Below are 18,802 nucleotides of genomic sequence, written 5' to 3' on the forward strand. Positions count from 1 at the left end.
AGGAAAATTGTGCTTGCTTTGGGGATATGGAAATTCCTAAAAATCAAATGAAATTTGAAAAGATGTTCGCCACTGAAGAACAGTGTTTGGAATACATTAAAAAAATCAGGTATTCAAATGGTTATGTATGTAGGAAATGCCAGAACAGGGACTATTGGGTAAATAATAGAGGGGTCTTAAAATGCCGAAAGTGTAGAGATGAAATTTCTGTCACTTCTGGCACTATCTTTCATAATAGTAAGCTGCCCATGATATTGGTTTTTAGGGCTTTATGGTGGATGGTTGCTCAAAAAAATGGTGTAAGTGCTACAGGTTTGCAACGCATTCTGGGGATTGGGAGTTACCGAACCGCATGGTCATGGCTTCATAAATTCAGAAGCCTGATGTTATATGCAGAGCAGGAGAAACTTAATGGAAACGTGGAAGTAGATGATGTTTTTATTGGAGGAAAAAACTCCGGTAAGCAGGTAGCAGTTGTTATCGCTATTGAATTATCCCAAAAGGGTACCCGAAGGGTTAAAATGGCCATACTCCCTCTCAAATCGGAAAAGGCACACATTAATTTTATTCTACAAAACATTAACAAGGGGAGTACCTTAATTACAGACTCACGCTCAGTTTTTAAAGGACTCAAAAACCTTGGGTATGATCATTGTGTGGAAAGCAACAAAGCGGTACTTGATGAAAAGGAAATTTTACCGAATGTATACAGAGTGGCTAGTTTGATTAGGCGCTGGTTGTTGGGAACACACCAAAATTTTATTGGACAACAATATCTTTCCAATTACCTGGATGAGTACACATTTAGGTATAACAGAAGGAAATCGAATAATAGAGGATTGCTGTTTTATAAATTATTAGAACAAGGTATAATCCACCAATCAATTGACTATAAGTCGGTTAAAAGGATGTAGTTAGTGCATAGCCTATCTTTTTCAATTGCAAATCAACCTGCTTTTCAAGCTAAAAAAGCGCGTTATTTCTCCTTATTCTACGATTTTGCACCTGAGTAACATTTGTATTTATTATTGATTTTATTAGCTTTTTATTCAGAATAGTTTTGGAATATTCTCATTTCAAAAAAAACAAATTACCAAAACTATTAATTATGAAGACTAAAATTCTTGTAGTTGACGATTTCCAAATTATTAGAGAATTGTTAAAAAGTACCTTAAGCATAAAAGGGTATGAAATTACCACTGCTAATAATGGCAAAGAGGCTCTTAATGTTCTAAATGAGGTACATGATCCATATGACTTAATTATTTCAGATTACAATATGCCTGAAATGAATGGTTATGAGCTCCTCAAACAAATCAGAATCAATCCTATTTACCAATATAAGCCTTTTATATTATTAACTACGGAGAAAGACCCTCAGAAAATGAGAGATGCAAAAAATGCCGGAGTTACCGCCTGGATTGGGAAACCTTATAAACTGGATGCGTTCCTGGCACAGATCAAATATGTAATCAATAAATCCAAAAACTAATGGATAATATTGAAGAGGGTTTTTTTGATGATATAAACGATTTGCTCAATTCTTTGGAAGAATGTTTTCTGAAACTAGAGACAGACGCTGATAATCAAGAACTACTGGAACAGGCTTTCCGGGATTTACACACCATCAAAGGGGCGGCTTATATGTTTGATATGCGTTCTTTGGGCGATTTCATTCATCAGCTGGAAAATGTGTATGACCACATTCGCAATGGAAAATATTCTATAAATAAGGAAATCATTATATGCAGCCTTAATTCGATTGATTTTGGCAAACAAGCTTTGCAGGACCCTGTCTTTACCAAGGCAACAACCAGAAAGCGTGCTCGGGAAATTATAAATGATATAGAGGCCATCATTGAAAATTCCGCACTTTCTAACTCATTATCTGAAGATAAGTCCCTACGCTTATTTCTAATAGAAATTGATCCAAAGGTAGAATTGGCGAAAAATGATGGACACCCACTTCATTTTCTAATTGATGATTTAAAGGAGAATCCCCATTTGGAATTTCTAATATTCAAAAAGCAACCCGGAGAGGCAATTAAAAAATGGAAATTGTTGGTTGAGACCACTCAAAAACTTGAAGAAATAGAGAGCCTTTTTATTTTCATTGAGGATGATTTAACTCTTTTTATTGAGGAATTTATTCTTGAGCCAGGTAGGGTGAAGTTTCAAATCAATCAATTGAAAGGATCACTTGAAAGTAAGTCAGGAATTGAATTGGTGGAGGATATTAGACTTGCAATCATCAAGAGTGCGGAAGTTCAGGAGAATTCCGAAGTAAATAATGCAAGCACGGGTAAAAAAAAACTTAAAGATAAAATTCAGGAATCATCCTACATCAAAGTTAGCCGAAAAAAAATTGATGATCTGATGAGTTGGGTGAGCGAACTCATTACCATGCAGGCAACCCTGAAGGCTGAAGCCGATAGATTTCAATCCCAAACATTATATCGGGTTTCCGAAAACATGGAATTTATTACCGAAAATCTTCGTCAAACAATATTTTCCGTCAGCCTAATGCCTATAAGTAGATTGGAAACACGCTTTAATAGATTGATCCATGATTTATCCAATAGTTTGGGCAAGGAAGTAAATTTTAGTAGCGAGGGAAGGGAAACAGAACTTGATAAAAAAATAATTGACACCCTTATGGACCCCCTACTTCATGTGATAAGAAACTGTATGGACCATGGAATAGAAACACCAGAAATCAGAATGTCCAAGGGCAAAGCGAAAGCTGGGAATATCCACCTCAATGCTTATTACAATGGCAACCATGTCATCATTGAAATTAGTGATGATGGAAAAGGCATTGATCCTGAGATCATAAAGAAAAAGGCGATCGAGAGAGGTATTATTGGAAGTGAGGATAATTTGAAAAAAGAAGATTTGCTTAATATGATCTTTCATCCAGGTTTTTCTACAGCTGAAAAAGTGAGTGATGTTTCTGGCAGGGGTGTGGGCATGGATGTAGTGCGCAAGAAAATCCAGGAAATTAGGGGGGAAGTATTGGTTACATCAGAAGTTGATCAAGGAACCTCACTTACTATAAAGATACCGTTATCCCTTTCCATTATTGATGGACTGCTTACCAAAGTGGGAAATCTTCATTTTGTACTGCCTCTGAATACAGTACGTGAAATTCACAGAGTAGAAAAAAAAGTCTTTTCTGAAATGCCACCAGGTTCGCACATACTTGACATAGAGGGTCATCAAATGTCGGTGATTTCTTTGGAACATGCCTTTGATATAGCGGATATTGGAAATAGCACTTCAGATATTGTCACTGTTGATGTAGGTCTCTCCAAAAAAGGAATAGCAGTTGATCAAATAAAGGGGCAGATTAAAGCTGTATTAAAACCCTTGTCAGAATACTATGAAGCACAGGAGTTTATCTCCGGAGGTACCATCTTAGGTGATGGGAGTTTAGCATTAATATTGGATATAAATCAATTGATCACTAAAAACTAATTTTATGGAACAAACAGCAACAATGTCTACAAAGGCCTATCTGACTTTTAGCTTGGGAAAAGAGAGCTTTGCGCTCACGGTAGACTCAGTAATTGAAATCCTGGAGCTTTCTACCATTACGGAAGTGCCCCAATCGCCCCATTTTATGCGAGGTATTATTAACCTGCGTGGCAATGTTTTGCCTGTGGTGGATACACGTATAAAGTTTGGTTTACCTACAGCAGAAGACACGCTCAAAACGAGGATTATAGTGTTGAATGTGAAAGGTAAAAATGGTAGCATTCAAGTGGGGGCAGTTGTGGATGTAGCTAGCCAGGTAATGGATTTTAAACAGGAAGAAATACTTCCTGCTCCTTCATTGGAAGATTATGAACGTGCCGAATTTATTGATGGCATCATTAAATATAAAGAACAGTTCATTATGATCCTTAATGCCCAAAAATTGTTTGGCAGTCAGGATGTTGAAATGCTTGAAGAAACCCAGTTATCATAAAACCTTTAAACCTAATTTAATTATGACTATTAAAACCAAACTTATCGTATCATTCATCTTGTTGATATTTTTTGCCGGATTGATTTTTTTACTTGCTTCTATCAACATGTCCGGCCTAAACAAGCGTATCAATAGAATAGCTGATTCTACTGCCCAGAAAATAAAGCATGGAGCAAGGGTCAATAGAGAGATCATCAATATAGCGCAAGCGGAAAAAGACCTGATATTGACTGAAAGTTCGGAAGAAATGGAGCGCCTAATCCGACAAATAGAACAAAAACAGCTAGATGTAGAAAGTAGACTTAAATTTATTAGCGATAATTCCGAAGAAGAAGGGAAAAACATTATCAATAATTTCTCCGCAAAATGGAATGCTTATTTGGGCAATTTGGCCAGTGTGCAACAACTGGCTCTTGCCAATACTAATACTAAGGCAAGAGCCATTTCCAATAATGAGGTTCTAACCGCCTTAAATAAATCCCAAAGCTATTTGGAAAAAATTACAGATGATCTTCGCAAAAGTGGTGATAACAATATGGCATTTGTTGCTTTTGAAATTTCATCTCTTTTAACGGAGTTATATTCTGAACAAAAGAATATGATATCCCAAAGGGACATGGAGCGTATGTTGGCTGTTGAGCAGAAAACCGAAAACCTGGCTCAGAAACTGGAAATGTTAAGTGCAAAATTGAGCAACAATATCAGTGGGAGCAACAAAACCTTGTTGGATAATTTTAACAGGCAATATGACAAGTTTCTTGATTACGATAAAGAAGTGAAAAGACTTACTAAGGAAAACTCTAACATTAAAGCATTTGATCTTGCCAACACTATCGGCAAAAAGCTACATGATGATGCTCTGGCTGAAATGGTAAAACTAGTAGATTTAAATGATAACCAGCTTACAATTGACAAGGAAAATAGTGATACTGCCTACGCTTCGGCCAATTTGCAGATGATTGTAATATTAATTCTGTCTACTGTAATCAGTATTCTTATTGCCTGGTGGATAATAACCACCATCACTTCAGGAATAAACAATGCAAAGTTTGTTGTTGGCAGAGTGGCGAAGGGAGACTTTTCAAAGGATGTTGAGATCAATAGTAAAGATGAAATAGGAGAGATGATGAAAAGTATCCAGTATATGATAATAAAAATACGTGGAAGCGTTGAATTGGCACAAAAAATAGCTGATGGAAATCTTACCATGGACTTGAAGAATGACAAGAACCGGGAAGGGGATTTAGATGATGCACTTGAACAAATGTTGGAAAAGCTGAAGGAGGTAGCTATAACCATTAGGACAGGTGCAGATAATATTGCTTCGGCCAGCCATCAAGTAAGTAGTAGTTCTCAACAACTGGCAGAGGGTTCTCAGGAACAAGCCAGTTCTACACAGGAAGCATCTTCTGCCATGGAACAAATGTCCGCCAATATCCAACAAAGCAAAGATAATGCGCAGCAAACTAATGCCATGGCCACAAAGGCTGCAGAAGATATAAGAAATAGCAGGGATCATGTGAATGAATCTGTTAAGGCAATTGACTTAATTGCCGAGAAAATCTCTGTCATTAGCGAAATAGCTTCTAAAACAGATTTATTAGCCTTGAACGCAGCTGTAGAAGCTGCCCGGGCCGGAGAACATGGTAAAGGGTTTGCCGTAGTGGCTGCTGAAGTTAGAAAACTGGCTGAAAGAAGCCAGAAAGCAGCTATTGAAATTGATGAGATATCTGTTGCAACGGTGGAAAAAGCCAGGAAATCCGGAAAAATGTTGAACGATGTAGTGCCGGATATAGAAAAGACAGCTGAGTTGATTAAGGAAATTTCCGCCTCTTCTATAGAACAATCTACAGGTTCAGAACAAGTGAATTCAAGCTTGCAACAACTGTCTGAGGTTATTCAGGAAAATGCTTCAGCTTCAGAAGAATTGGCATCCAGTTCTGAGGAATTAAATAGTCAGGCGGAGGAAATGAAGGCTGCTGTAGGGTTCTTTAAATTATCAGCTGATAATAATGGAGCAAGTACTTTTGACAAAACGCCTTTTCGGGGTAAAACTGACTTGGAAAGGAAACAGGGTCAATATAAAACTTCAAGCCAAAAAGAAGCAGGATTTGAGCTAGAAATGAATGAATCAAAGTCATCAAATGGGAAAGAAAATTTTGATGATAAGGACTTTGAACAATTTCAATAATCCACAAGGAAGGTTGATTTTCCGGATTAACCTTCCCTTTCTTCATTTTTGTTTCTTTACACTATTACAATCATTATTTGAATTCATTATGCAAAACCTAAGGCCTGTTATTGATGATTTTAGCTTTGAGAAAATTAGTCAGTTCATTACTAAAAACTATGGAATAAAATTGGATCAGTCCAAGCGTTCACTGGTAGAAAGCAGGCTCGGTAGTCGGGTAAGAAGCCTAAACTTTGATAGTTACCATTCTTATTTGGGATATGTTTTCCAAAGAAACAATAAAAGTGAACTCAACCTATTGGTAGATTTGATTACTACTAATAAAACCGATTTTTTCCGGGAACCAAGCCATTTTAATTTTCTTACAGAGTATCTTTTACCTGATTTTGTCAAACACTATGGACAAAATATCAATATTTGGTCTTCAGCATGTTCTTCCGGGGAGGAGGTCTATACACTGGCCATGGTGTTGGATGATTATTCTAGAAAATATCGGCTAACGTACAATATTTCAGGCTCGGATCTTTCCTATCAAATGTTGGAGCAGGCAAAGGCAGGCGTATATCATTTAAACAGGCTGGGACCTATACCCGAGGAATATAAGAAACGCTATATGTTGAAAAGTAAAAATCCAAAACAGCATTTGGCAAGGTTTAAACCGGAAATCCGAAATAAAGTGGTTTTCTACCAAAGGAATTTGATGGAACCTAATTATGGTAACCAGAAATTCCATGTTATTTTCTGTAGAAACGTTTTAATATATTTTGATAAGCAAAAACAAGAAGAGGTAGTAAACAGGCTTGCAAGACAGTTGCATCAGGGAGGTTACCTTTTTTTAGGACATTCTGAGTCGGTGCTAGGAATGAAAGTTGATATTACCCAGATTCAACCCACTATTTATCGTAAACTATTATGAAAAATAAGAAAGTTTTAATAATTGATGACTCTGCAATAGTAAGGAGTGCTTTGACTATGCTTATAGAGGAAGAACCTGGTTTGGAAGTAATGGCAACTGCAGCAGATCCTTTTTTTGCGGCCCAGAAAATAAAACGGGAAATCCCTGATGTAATCACTTTGGATATTGAAATGCCCCGAATGGATGGCATTACTTTTTTAAAAACTTTAATGGCCCAATATCCTATTCCTGTGGTAATTGTTTCATCCCTTACGCAAATGGGCTCCGAAACAGCTATTCAGGCATTGCAATATGGTGCGGTAGAGATTATAACAAAACCAAAAATGTACGGTTTGGGTGAGGAGGTGGAAGAAAACAGGTTACGATTAGTGCAAGCTATAAAGTCGGCTTCCCATGCTAAGGTCAAGAGAAGAAGTATTAATGGAACCAGGCACAAGCCCTTGAAGGTAGAGCCTAAATACTCTGCTGATGCTGTGATTTCCAAAATTTCCCCTAAAAGCATGGTTAAAACCACAGAAAAGATTGTTTTGATAGGTGCTTCTACGGGAGGTACTGAAGCGCTTAGGTCAATATTGTGCAAATTACCTGCTGATTCACCCGGTATTGCCATTGTGCAGCATATGCCAGAACATTTTACCCGCTCCTTTGCCGAAAGTCTTGACAAGGTTTGTAAAGTGAGGGTGCAAGAAGCCAAAAATGGTGATACTATTGTTCGGGGCAACGTATTGATTGCTCCCGGGAACAAACATATGTTGGTGAAAAGATCCGGGGCACGTTATTATGTGGAAATTAAAGATGGCCCTTTGGTGAACAGACATCGCCCATCAGTTGATGTCTTGTTTCGCTCTGCAGCCAATTATGTTGGGGCAAATTGCAAAGGTATCTTGCTAACAGGAATGGGAGCTGATGGAGCCAGGGGATTATTGGAAATGAAAAACAATGGCGCTTTTACAGTTGCACAAGATGAAAAGAGTTGTATAGTTTTTGGTATGCCCAAAGAGGCTATTGCGTTAGATGCAGTCAGTAAGGTTTGCTCATTAGAGGAAATTAATTCTTGTATATTTTGAAGAAATCGCATAGCATAGCCTGGTTCAGAAATCCAAACCTGGAATTAAAGAGAATTTTTGACGCATCTTCAGTACCTCTATGTATATACAGCAGTGGTTCAGAAAAAATAACAGCACGTAATCGTGCATATCGTTGGAATAAAAACCTGCTAAGTAAGTCGAAAAACGTAGAGAAAGAATTACTGAAAATACTTAAGGATTTTAAAAGAATCCACTTCGACCTGAATTTGATCCATCTTGAAGAGGATTTTTATTTAGTTGAATGCCATAATTATTTCAATACAATTAGGAAAGGAATGAGTAGTCAATCCATCCAGAAATTGGAAGAGGAAAAGTTTCATTCAGAAGTAATGGCCCGGGAATTAGGGAAAAAATTGGCTAGATCTATTGTGCAATTTCAGAATATAGCCGAGATCGCACCAATTGGTATTTTATTTACGGATTATAATTTAAAAATCAGGTGGTTTAATCGCAAGGCAGAGCAATTATTTGGCACCAAATCAATTCTTCAAAATTCCCTGACTGATCTAATCTCTGTTAAAATGAATGCCGATTTTCATGAAAAACTGATGAAAATGATTTCGTCAAACAAAAATGTGAAGCTTAAATTCTCCATTATTAACCTTAAAAACGGTTCCAAACATTATATCAACAGTAATGCTTTTGAATCTACAAACAAGGAAACGGGGGAAATAAGTTATGTCTTTATCTTAGAAGATATTACAGAAAGCTTTCATTTCTCTGATGAAATCAATAAACGAAATTTTGAATTAACACATACTAATCATCAATTGGACAAGTTTCTCTATAGCGTTTCGCACAACATACGCGGACCTGTTGCCTCATTGGAAGGACTCTTGAATGTAATTGAAATATCCGATGTTTTAACAGTAAATAAATTAAAACATCACTTGCGCCTAAATTTACGCCTATTGAATTCTTTTGTTAACGACTTAGCCAATGTTTCAACAAATATTCATAAGCATACTCAATTTGAAAAGGTGAACTTACAGGAAATATTAGAAGAGCAAATCCTTTTTGTAGAAAATATTTATGGAGATATCGCCCATAAGACTATTAATATTGATCATGGGCGTGAGCTGATCACCGATACTGAGAGGTTTGAAATGGTACTCAAAAACCTATTAAAAAATTCATTTCAGTATAGGGACAAAAGAAAAGAGAAATTTGAGCTACAGATATCAGCAAGCTACTTGGATGGTTTTCACCTGATAGAGATTCTTGACAATGGAATTGGTATCTCAGACCAAGTGAAACCTCAAGTATTTGACATGTTTTATCGAGGCACGGAACTCTCTACAGGTAATGGAATGGGTTTGTATAGTGCAAGGGAAATCCTTAAAAAAATGGGAGGGACAATAAATATTGAAAGCCAAGACAGCCAGTGGACTAAGGTGAAAATATACTTACCTATTAAGGTTTAACCTCAATTCCCATCTATCGGATAATGCTGACTATCAGCATAGGTATCAATGTTATGGTTATAGATTGCGGGTTTTGAAACGCAGGCTTACTTCTTCAGGTTTCTGGCTTTCGGTTCCAAATTTTAGCCCCCGGTCGGTTGGCTCACCGACCGGAAGCAGAAAAGTTAGCTAATTGCGTGAGATGGTCGATGCCCCACCGACCATGGAATCATTTATTAAAAAAAGTAGTACAGACCAAAAGAAGGAGATAAAGTGTTTATTCCTAACCTGAAGCTATTATCTGTAGTTGTTTGCTCACCTCCGCCAATCTGTGGGGTAGTTCTGGAGTTTCTGTTAAAGGAGAATAGGTTTAGACCCAAATCCACTCCTATGCTGGGAGAGAGCAAATACATAACCCCTGTTCCAACTCCAAGCCTTAAGTTAGTATCGTCATAAGCATCAGTACTGGTATTGCCTACATAGTTTTTGGCTCCACCAAATGATAAACCTAAAGATCCTTGTCCATAAATGTAAGCCTGATCTGTAAGAGTCCAGAAATATCTCACGGCAGGAGTAATGTGCAAGAAGTTTGTTCTTGTATAATCATCTTCCCCAGGATTGTTTCTCCAGGTTTGAAAACCTACGGAACCTCCAATAGCCAATTGATCGGATATAAAATAATAAGCTGTAGGAGAGAATGTAAATGAGTTAGTGTTGGTATTATTAACGATTTCCATCGTACCACCGGCAAATAAATTGCCTGCACCTATCTGTGCATAAGTAGCTTGTACGGTAAAAAGTGCGACTAAAATTGTAAGTTTGATTTTCATAATCCTGTTTTTATGTGAAATTAATTTTAAAATTGATTAACTATCATGAAATGAGCATAAATTTTAGAATCCTTAACATACCAACCGAGGATGAATAAAATTTATTGAATTCCATGTGACCAATGGAAATAAACATATACACATGAATTAAGGATATTATATACACTCATGCATGAAAGTCTTTTCTTTCTGATTTTTCCAAAAAAAAAGCGCCTAACATTTCGTGTGTTAAGCGCATTTTAACGGAGATGAATTAAGTTAGGTTTTATTTTCTCAATTCCGATTACCTTACATTTATTCCAAGGCCAATATTTAAAGTATTATATTTTTGCACCGTATAATCTACAGAAAGAGCAAGTACCCATAATATCTTGAGCCTGGCACCTACAGTTAGCCTTCCGCCTCCCAAATTATCATAAACAAATTCAGCGTTATCAACATTTGCATCTTCTGACGAGAATGATAAAGTAGAATTAATAGCATTAAAGCCCAGGCCTACAAAAGGAGTGAAAAAGAGTAATTTCTTTGAAGCCAGTACCTGAAAATTTGTAGCACTTGATTTAAATTCTGCATCATTGCCTTCACCATCGTTATAGGCAAATCTGTAACGGTTATGTCCTACAAAAGCTGAAATGTCCATTGGAAATAATTTCATTCCCGGAATCCACTGCTTGATGTCATGCAATACGCCTACACCAAATGAACCATCTATAGAAATGTCATCTCCAATACTGGAAACAGGTGAAAACCGTACTCTTAATTCAGTGTTTTTTGGTAAGCCCACACCTATATTTCCTAATATTATTGGCACCCCGGCCCTCACTACAGGTATATCTTCCAGGCCTATACCTGAAATAGGATCAAAAGTTGAGGTAGTAACTCCTGTATTTGCTTCATAGGCTTCCAATTGTATGGAAGGATCTGGATCTCCACCAGCAAATGTAGGTATCTCTGCTTCCGTTCCGCTACTTAACCTTAAAGTATTATAGTCCTCATTTCTGAATGTAAATAAATAATCCGCATCAGGTATGCCTGCTACACTTATAGTGGCAGTGATGTCAAATCCAAATAATTTATGAGGCTTGGCAGTATTGTTCCAGCCATTGGCCAGACCATTACTAGCCGAGATTATTGCAGGCTCAAAATATTTGCCCAAATAATTAATTCCATCCTCTTGACTGTTCCTAAAAACCTCATCCGGGTCTTGTGCTTGTGAAATTTGGATTGATGCCATTGTAACCAATGCACCAACCAATATTTTAGTAAAGTTTGTCTTCATATTTGTTTTTTTAGGTGAAACCATTTGTGAAAATTATAAAATATATTGAATAAATTAAATGATTTTCAATCAATTAGCTAAACAAAGATAAGAAATTGTTGCTATTGCTATTAACAGTGTAATGTTTCCTTACTTTTTGCAGGCCATTTAACCCCATTTCGATTCTTCTATTCTCTTGAGTGAGCAAGGTTGTTAAAGCAGTTTCCCACTCTGCCTCTGTAACTGCAAGATATCCGCTCCTTCCATTTTCAATAATATGTTGGTTAACCCCCACCGGTGAAGCGACTACTGGCTTAGCTAATGCCATGTACTGTAATGCTTTAAATCCGCATTTACCCTTGCTCCATATATCGTCAGTCAGTGGCATAATACCAATGTCCATTTGATTGAGATCTTTTATTTCGGTGGCTTTGTTCCAGGGGATATAGATCAATGATTTGAGGGAAAAATCAGGCCTTTTATTGGCTATTACCAGAAATTTGAAATCATATTGTGTTTCCAGTTTTTCCAGAATTGGGATTACATCATTCAGATAATGTAAAGTAGAATGAGTTCCTGTCCAACCTATTATCGGGGGTGTCTTTTTATCAGTTTGTGGCAGCTTATTTTGCACCATATGTAAATTTTCCGAATCAATAGTGGTAGGGTTTACTACTACCATAGCATTAAATTTACTTGCAAAATCAGCTAAATATTGATTGCCACAACTTACTTTGTAGCTCCATTTACAGATGCTTTTAACCTTCTTTTTCCATTTTATTCTACTTTTTAGGCTTCCTGCTTCATTTGGATCGTCCAGCCATATAGCATCATCAAAATCATAGATGATCTTTTTCCTCCAAAGAAACCTTACTGCCCATTCAAAAAATGGAGGGCCTACCGGACTGGCTTCTCTATGGATGAAAATAAAATCATAGGGTTTGAGCTGGAATAGTAAAGCGCTTCTTTTCATAAATGAAAAGAAAATTGAAGTAACTTTTTTTAGTTTGTTTCCTTTTTGATAAAGTACTGCCCAGGCTTTGGGTGAAAGAAAAGGAGCTATTTTATATTGAAACCCTTTTTCTTTCAAAACCGGGAAGTATTGTTCAAATCTGAAACGCTGACTTGGGGCTTCATCAAAAGGGTAGGGGCATACAAAAAGGATTTTCTTACTCATGAATAGTTTATATACGAATTTCTCCTTTGCCCATAATTACTGATTCCCCACCTATCAATACTTTAGATATTTTACCTCCTTCTTGCTCAATTTGCATGTTAATACGGGCTGGTCTTCCCATTTCAATACCTTGTTCACCAATGACTAATTGTTTCATTTCTGCCATTTGATAATTAAAGAGATATGCAGCTAATGGTCCATGGGCACTTCCTGTTGCCGGATCTTCAATCATGCCTAAATGAGGGGCAAACATCCGGCTATGTGTAAGTGTGTCAGCGGAAGTGGTTTCCAGACTGAAAGCCATAATTCCTGTGATTTTAATCTCATCAAGGATTTGATAAAATAAATCATGGTTTAATTTCAATCTTTCCATCGTCCTCAGTTGCCTGACAGGAATTATTAAAAAAGGATTTCCACAGTTGACTATTCTGCAAGGAAATTCTCTCTCAATTTCATTTTCTTCAATGGATAATAAGGAAGCTACTAGTTTTTTGTCTTTAAATGTTTGCTCAAATTTCGGCAAAGGTTGTTGCATCATTATATTGACAAAGGAGTCATGGTCTTTCTGAAAGTTGACCTGGATGTTGCCAATACTTTGCTCTAATGTGATTTGATTCGTCTTTTTAGGCACAATAAGCTTTTCCTCCAACAACAAAAAGGCAGTTCCAATAGTGGGATGTCCTGCGGTTGGTAGTTCCATTCCCGGGGTATAAATCCGCATCCTTAAATCGGCATCCGGATGGGTAGGTTTTAGAAGAAACACTGATTCCGAAAGATTTAATTCTTTTGTTAGTTTTTGCATTTGCTCCCCGGTAAATCCATCAGCATTAGGAAATACCGCCAGCGGATTACCACCAAAGGGTTGATTGGTGAATACATCCAGTAAATAATAGGTAGCTTTTTGTTGCATAAGACACTTATTCTCATCAAAAATAGCTAATTATGATGGAGTTGCAATATGTTTTGTCAACGAACCTGAACGCCATTATTTATTAATAATAGAAGCTCAGCTTTTAAATTATATTCTACTATATCACAAGATTTTATTTTTCAGCTGATACCACTATTATTTCCTGAAATAGCACCCTTGTATTAATACCCCTATAATCCCCTCTAATGCTATTAAGTTAAGATTTTTTGCAAACCTCATCCTTTTGTCCTTCTCCGGTGGGAGAAGGAAGATTGTCTTAACTTAATATCATTTTAATCCCCTCTCAGGGGATAGTTTTTACAGATTTACATCAGTAGAAAACCATAAACTTTATCACAATTTTCTACTGTAGTAAAAGTCCTGTTATCTCGTTTGAAGTTCGGTTTACTCACCGCTAATTTCTTGTTATAAAAAAAAGGCTTGGTTTGAATTTCAAACCAAGCCTTTTGCATTATCTAAAGATTGTTATCAATCATCTTTCTTTTTTCCACTGTCAGGTTTCTTTCTTGAACTACCTCCTTTATCAGTTCCCGAAATAGACTCTCTCATATCTGTGTCAGCCTGAATGTTTTTCATTCTGTAGTAATCCATGATCCCCAGATTACCATTTCTAAATGATTCTGCAATGGCTTGTGGTACTTGTGCCTCTGCTTCAATTACTTTTGCACGAGCTTCCTGTGCTTTGGCTTTCATTTCCTGCTCTTCGGCAACGGCCATGGCCCTACGCTCTTCAGCTTTGGCTTCTGCAACTTTTAAATCTGCTGATGCCTGATCAGTTTGTAATTTGGCTCCAATGTTGGCTCCTACATCTACATCTGCAATATCAATGGAAAGGATTTCAAATGCTGTTCCTGCATCCAATCCTCTTTGTAAAACCAGTTTGGAAATTTTATCCGGATTCTCCAATACATTTTTATGTGATGCAGCTGAACCAATGGAGGTTACAATACCCTCACCAACCCTTGCTAAAATGGTATCTTCACCGGCACCACCTACTAATTGCTGAATGTTGGCACGTACAGTTACCCTTGCAATGGCGATCAACTGAATACCATCAGCGGCTACCGCAGCCACTTTAGGAGTAGTAATTACTTTTGGGTTTACAGAAATTTGAACCGCTTCAAATACATCTCTTCCTGCCAAATCAATGGCTGTGGCTTGCTTAAAACCTAAAGTGATATTGGCTTTGTCTGCAGAAATTAAGGCTTTAATTACTGTGGGAACATTTCCTCCTGCGAGGTAGTGGGTTTCTAATTCATTGGTTGTTACCTCCAGTCCGGCCTTGGTTGCAGTAATCATGGATTCCACTATTATTCTTGGTGGAACTTTCCTGATTCGCATAAAAACCAGCTCAAACAATCCAACTTTTACTCCTGAAAAGATGGCTGTGATCCAGAGATTAACGGGTACAAAATACAGGAATACAAAAAACAGTACTATTCCTGCTATTACAATAAAAATTAATGATGCGTCCATATTATTTAATTGGTTCTACAAATATTCTTTTATTATCAATTTTCACGACCTGTATCGGTTCACCTGAACCTATCCAATCGCCTTTACTTCTGACTTCGTAAATCTTGCCAAAAATTTCGGCTTTTCCAATTGGTTTTAAATCTGATATGGTTTTACCCCTTTCGCCTACTTGAAAAGCATAAATATCTTCATCATTTACCTTACTGTTACTGATGGATTTCAATGAAAACCTGTCCCATGAATTAGATTTAAAACTATAGACAATGGCTATTATGGTGACAACACCGGTGCCTGCGATCGTCCAGTAGCCGGCAATATTTCCATAGTCGTTAAAAACCATGAATATACCGGAGATGACTAATACAAGTCCTAAAATGCCAACTATGGTGGTTCCCGGTACAAAAATGAGCTCAGCTATAATAAGTGCCAGGCCTGCAAGTATTAGAAAAGTGATTCCAATCATATGAAAATTTAAATAATTCCTAAAAATAGTAAAAATCAATAGGCTTTAGCAAATAACACTCTTTTATTTGAAGGTTTTCCTGAGTAAATACATGTTCCGGCCTCTTCTTTTGCATCCAAAGGGATACATCGTATAGTGGCTTTTGTTTCTTCTTTTATTCTGTCTTCAGTTTCAGCAGTACCATCCCAATGAGCCGATACAAAGCCTGCTTTATTTTCTAAAATATCCTTAAATTCTTCGTAGGTATCCACCTGATGAGTGTTCTCAGTTCTAAAGGCCTTTGCTTTATCATAAATATTGATCTGAATTTTGTCTAAAGTATCTTCAATAACCTGATCTATCCCTTCAATATTAACCGTTTGCTTTTCTTTGGTGTCTCGTCTTGCCAACTCAACAGTTCCATTTTCCAAATCACGAGGACCAATCGCTATTCTTAGCGGAACTCCTTTCAACTCCCACTCTGCAAATTTAAACCCTGGTTTATGGGTATCCCGGTTGTCGAAGTTGACTGAAATATGCTTTTTCTTTAAGGAAGCCCTAAGCTCATTGGCTACTTTGGCAATATTATTTCGATCTTCTTCTGTTTTATAAATAGGAACAATTACTACTTGAATGGGAGCCAGTTTAGGTGGCAATACTAAACCTTCATCATCGGAATGAGCCATGATTAAAGCACCTATCAAGCGGGTACTAACACCCCATGAGGTTCCCCATACGAAATCCTGCTTTCCATCTTTGGCAGTAAACTTTACATCAAAAGCTTTGGCGAAATTCTGTCCAAGGAAATGAGAGGTTCCGGCTTGTAGTGCTTTACCATCCTGCATTAAGCCTTCAATGCAATAGGTTTCCAGGGCTCCTGCAAAACGTTCGCTTTCCGATTTAATACCTTTTATTACAGGAAGTGCCATGTATTCCTCCGCAAATTCTGAATAGATGTTAATCATCTGCACTGTTTCATCCAGGGCCTCTTGTTTGGTAGCATGTGCTGTGTGGCCCTCTTGCCATAAAAATTCAGCAGTACGTAAAAACAGGCGGGTTCTCATTTCCCAACGTACTACATTGGCCCATTGATTAATGAGTAAAGGAAGGTCCCTGTAAGATTGAACCCAGTTTTTATAGGTATTCCATATTATGGTTTCAGAAGTAGGGCGTACAATAAGTTCTTCTTCCAATTTAGCATCAGGATCTACCACTACTCCTTTGCCATTTTCATCATTCTTTAATCTGTAGTGAGTTACTACTGCGCATTCTTTGGCAAAGCCTTCTACATGGTCAGCTTCTTTGCTGAGATAGGATTTAGGGATAAATAATGGGAAATAAGCATTGCTGTGACCAGTTTCTTTAAACATGTCGTCTAGTTGGCGTTGCATTTTCTCCCATATAGAGTACCCATAAGGTTTTATGATCATGCAGCCTCGTACTGCAGAATTTTCAGCCAAATCAGCTTTTTTCACTAATTCGTTGTACCACTGTGCATAATCTTCGCTTCTTTTTGGTAAACCTTTGCTCATTATCGTGTTTTTGGTATGATATTTGTATCTTTCAGTGTAGATTATAAAGTGAGAAATAAATATCAAACTGAAATTTATTTTCTCGAATAATCGTTGTAAAATTAGAAACTAAAAATTAAGTAGCCATGAAAACCTTAAGCTTTATCTTATTAATATTTAGCATAGGACTTAATCCCTATCTTGGAAATGCTCAATCCGATCTTCAAACTGAGAATGACGATTTGTATTTCACAGCCAATGACCGTGAAGTATTAAATAAAAAGTTAAAAGCGGAAGAGGAGGCTAAAGCCAGAGAATTGAGGAATTCAGGTTATGCTTATAATGATTTTGAATCTTCAGATGAATCTTTCGAGTCTTTTAAAGAGGATCAAAAAGATCAAAATGCTGAACTCAACAAAACTCCCGAAGCCAATCAGGAAGAGGGGTGGTATTATGACGAGCAAGCGGCTAGAAGAGGACAAAATTCCGGGAATAGAAACTTAGGACAGACCCAAATATATAATTACTATGGAATGGCTCCGGGGATGATGGGAATGTATGATCCCTATATGATGGGGAATCCTTACATGTACGATCCCTACTTCGGTGGTTATGGTATGATGCGTCCTGGCTTTAATATTGGTTTTGGATTTAGCTCATTTGGTGGAAGTTATTGGTCAATGGGATACGGTAGAGGTTTCTATGATCCATTTTTTGATCCTTACTGGGGCTATAATCCTTATGGATTTAGAAGAGGTTGGGGTTATGGTGGTGGTTATGCCATGGGCTATCACCACGGCTACAGAAACGGATTCTATGATGGATTCTACCATAGCAATTATTATGTAACTGATAATAACGTTAACAATAGACGTAACAGGGTGTATAGTAATAGCCCACGTATTAGTAGAACCGGTACTTCATCCAATGTAAATACAAGAAGTAGCAGAGTAGCTTATAATACCAGTAGAAATGTAGGAGCTGAAAGATCCAGAGATGTAATAACTTCCAGAAGTAGCAGAACGAGTGTTGCCAATAATGCAAATACCAGCAGAACAAGGTCAGCGACTCTTTCATCGAATGCAAGACAAAGCAGAACTGATTATGCAGCAAGAACAGCGGTTTACAGTAGTAACAGAACTTCAAGGACTGCAGAGTACAGTAATTCAAGAACAGCTGGTAATACAAGTAGGGCAGCTACATTAAATAGCTCGAGAACAAGCAGAACGGATGGAAGCAGCGTTACAAGGACTCCTTCTAACAATACTTCCAGAAATGCCGGCCAATATTATAATAGCTCCAGAACTACTAATAGTAGAGGAACTTATTCCAGATCATCAGGGAATACAAGTACAAGGAGTTCAAGTTATGGTACTTCCGGAAATACCAGAAACTCAAGTTTCGGAAACTCTTCAAGAGGATCTAGTTCTTCTTACGGAAGATCTTCTTCAGGCTCAAGTAGCAGAAGTAGCTCCAGTGTTGGAAGATCGAGCTCAAGTTCTTCAAGAAGCAGTGGTTCAGTTGGAAGGTCATCTTCAGGTAGTAGTAGCCGTTCTTCAGGCTCCTCATCCAGAAGCAGTGGTGGCTCAAGAGGAAGAGGTAACTAATA

16 protein-coding genes are annotated in these 18,802 nt (G+C 37.4%); 9 read left to right on the plus strand and 7 right to left on the minus strand.

The genetic code is table 11. From position 1 onward, the window contains the following. Window positions 1–47 precede the first annotated feature (47 nt). The 8 genes from JKA74_RS05825 (at window position 48) to JKA74_RS05860 (ending at window position 9,589) form a co-directional block, all read left to right on the plus strand. Window positions 48–914 (plus strand): IS1595 family transposase, encoded by an 867-nt coding sequence (locus JKA74_RS05825; protein ID WP_201430241.1) that lies wholly within the window; start codon window positions 48–50, stop codon window positions 912–914. A 194-nt stretch (window positions 915–1,108) separates the two neighbouring features. Then, window positions 1,109–1,492: a response regulator gene (locus JKA74_RS05830; RefSeq protein ID WP_201430242.1), complete on the plus strand. Its 384-nt coding sequence runs from the start codon at window positions 1,109–1,111 to the stop codon at window positions 1,490–1,492. Next, window positions 1,492–3,477: a chemotaxis protein CheA gene (locus JKA74_RS05835; RefSeq protein ID WP_201430243.1), complete on the plus strand. Its 1,986-nt coding sequence runs from the start codon at window positions 1,492–1,494 to the stop codon at window positions 3,475–3,477. Before JKA74_RS05830 ends, JKA74_RS05835 begins: the two co-directional genes overlap by 1 nt. 4 nt (window positions 3,478–3,481) lie before the next feature. Continuing rightward, window positions 3,482–3,970: a chemotaxis protein CheW gene (locus JKA74_RS05840; protein WP_201430244.1), complete on the plus strand. Its 489-nt coding sequence runs from the start codon at window positions 3,482–3,484 to the stop codon at window positions 3,968–3,970. A 22-nt stretch (window positions 3,971–3,992) separates the two neighbouring features. Further along, entirely contained in the window at window positions 3,993–6,161 is a 2,169-nt protein-coding gene (locus tag JKA74_RS05845; RefSeq protein WP_201430245.1) for a HAMP domain-containing methyl-accepting chemotaxis protein, read from the plus strand. Beyond that, window positions 6,115–7,077 (plus strand): CheR family methyltransferase, encoded by a 963-nt coding sequence (locus tag JKA74_RS05850; protein ID WP_201430246.1) that lies wholly within the window; start codon window positions 6,115–6,117, stop codon window positions 7,075–7,077. The genes JKA74_RS05845 and JKA74_RS05850 overlap by 47 nt, the downstream gene beginning before the upstream one ends. Next, window positions 7,074–8,144, plus strand: a complete 1,071-nt coding sequence (locus JKA74_RS05855; protein ID WP_201430247.1) for a protein-glutamate methylesterase/protein-glutamine glutaminase — start codon at window positions 7,074–7,076, stop codon at window positions 8,142–8,144. Before JKA74_RS05850 ends, JKA74_RS05855 begins: the two co-directional genes overlap by 4 nt. Beyond that, a complete protein-coding gene (locus JKA74_RS05860) occupies window positions 8,141–9,589 on the plus strand; it encodes a PAS domain-containing sensor histidine kinase (protein WP_201430248.1) in 1,449 nt (482 codons plus the stop codon). Before JKA74_RS05855 ends, JKA74_RS05860 begins: the two co-directional genes overlap by 4 nt. 215 nt (window positions 9,590–9,804) lie before the next feature. Here the strand turns inward: JKA74_RS05860 and JKA74_RS05865 are convergent, their stop codons facing one another. The 7 genes from JKA74_RS05865 to proS form a co-directional block, all read right to left on the minus strand. Then, window positions 9,805–10,398 carry an outer membrane beta-barrel protein gene (locus JKA74_RS05865; RefSeq protein WP_201430249.1) on the minus strand — a complete coding sequence of 198 codons (594 nt, stop codon included), beginning with the start codon at window positions 10,396–10,398 and terminating at the stop codon, window positions 9,805–9,807. A 283-nt stretch (window positions 10,399–10,681) separates the two neighbouring features. Beyond that, complete coding sequence (locus JKA74_RS05870) at window positions 10,682–11,677, minus strand: DUF6588 family protein (RefSeq protein WP_201430250.1); 996 nt, start codon at window positions 11,675–11,677, stop codon at window positions 10,682–10,684. A 73-nt stretch (window positions 11,678–11,750) separates the two neighbouring features. Continuing rightward, a complete protein-coding gene (locus JKA74_RS05875) occupies window positions 11,751–12,833 on the minus strand; it encodes a glycosyltransferase (RefSeq protein ID WP_201430251.1) in 1,083 nt (360 codons plus the stop codon). A 7-nt stretch (window positions 12,834–12,840) separates the two neighbouring features. Next, window positions 12,841–13,743, minus strand: a complete 903-nt coding sequence (locus JKA74_RS05880) for a PhzF family phenazine biosynthesis protein (protein WP_201430252.1) — start codon at window positions 13,741–13,743, stop codon at window positions 12,841–12,843. 489 nt (window positions 13,744–14,232) lie between these two features. Next, a complete protein-coding gene (gene floA, locus JKA74_RS05885) occupies window positions 14,233–15,240 on the minus strand; it encodes a flotillin-like protein FloA (RefSeq protein WP_201430253.1) in 1,008 nt (335 codons plus the stop codon). Window position 15,241: 1 nt separating this feature from the next. Then, a complete protein-coding gene (locus tag JKA74_RS05890) occupies window positions 15,242–15,703 on the minus strand; it encodes an NfeD family protein (protein WP_201430254.1) in 462 nt (153 codons plus the stop codon). A gap of 35 nt (window positions 15,704–15,738) precedes the next feature. Continuing rightward, window positions 15,739–17,214 (minus strand): proline--tRNA ligase, encoded by a 1,476-nt coding sequence (gene proS, locus JKA74_RS05895; protein WP_201430255.1) that lies wholly within the window; start codon window positions 17,212–17,214, stop codon window positions 15,739–15,741. Window positions 17,215–17,339: 125 nt separating this feature from the next. On the opposite strand from proS, the gene JKA74_RS05900 reads away from it, so the two are divergent. After that, entirely contained in the window at window positions 17,340–18,800 is a 1,461-nt protein-coding gene (locus tag JKA74_RS05900) for a hypothetical protein (protein WP_201430256.1), read from the plus strand. Window positions 18,801–18,802: the final 2 nt, after the last annotated feature.

It is taken from the genome of Marivirga aurantiaca (assembly GCF_016679925.1).
GTDB lineage: Bacteria > Bacteroidota > Bacteroidia > Cytophagales > Cyclobacteriaceae > Marivirga > Marivirga aurantiaca.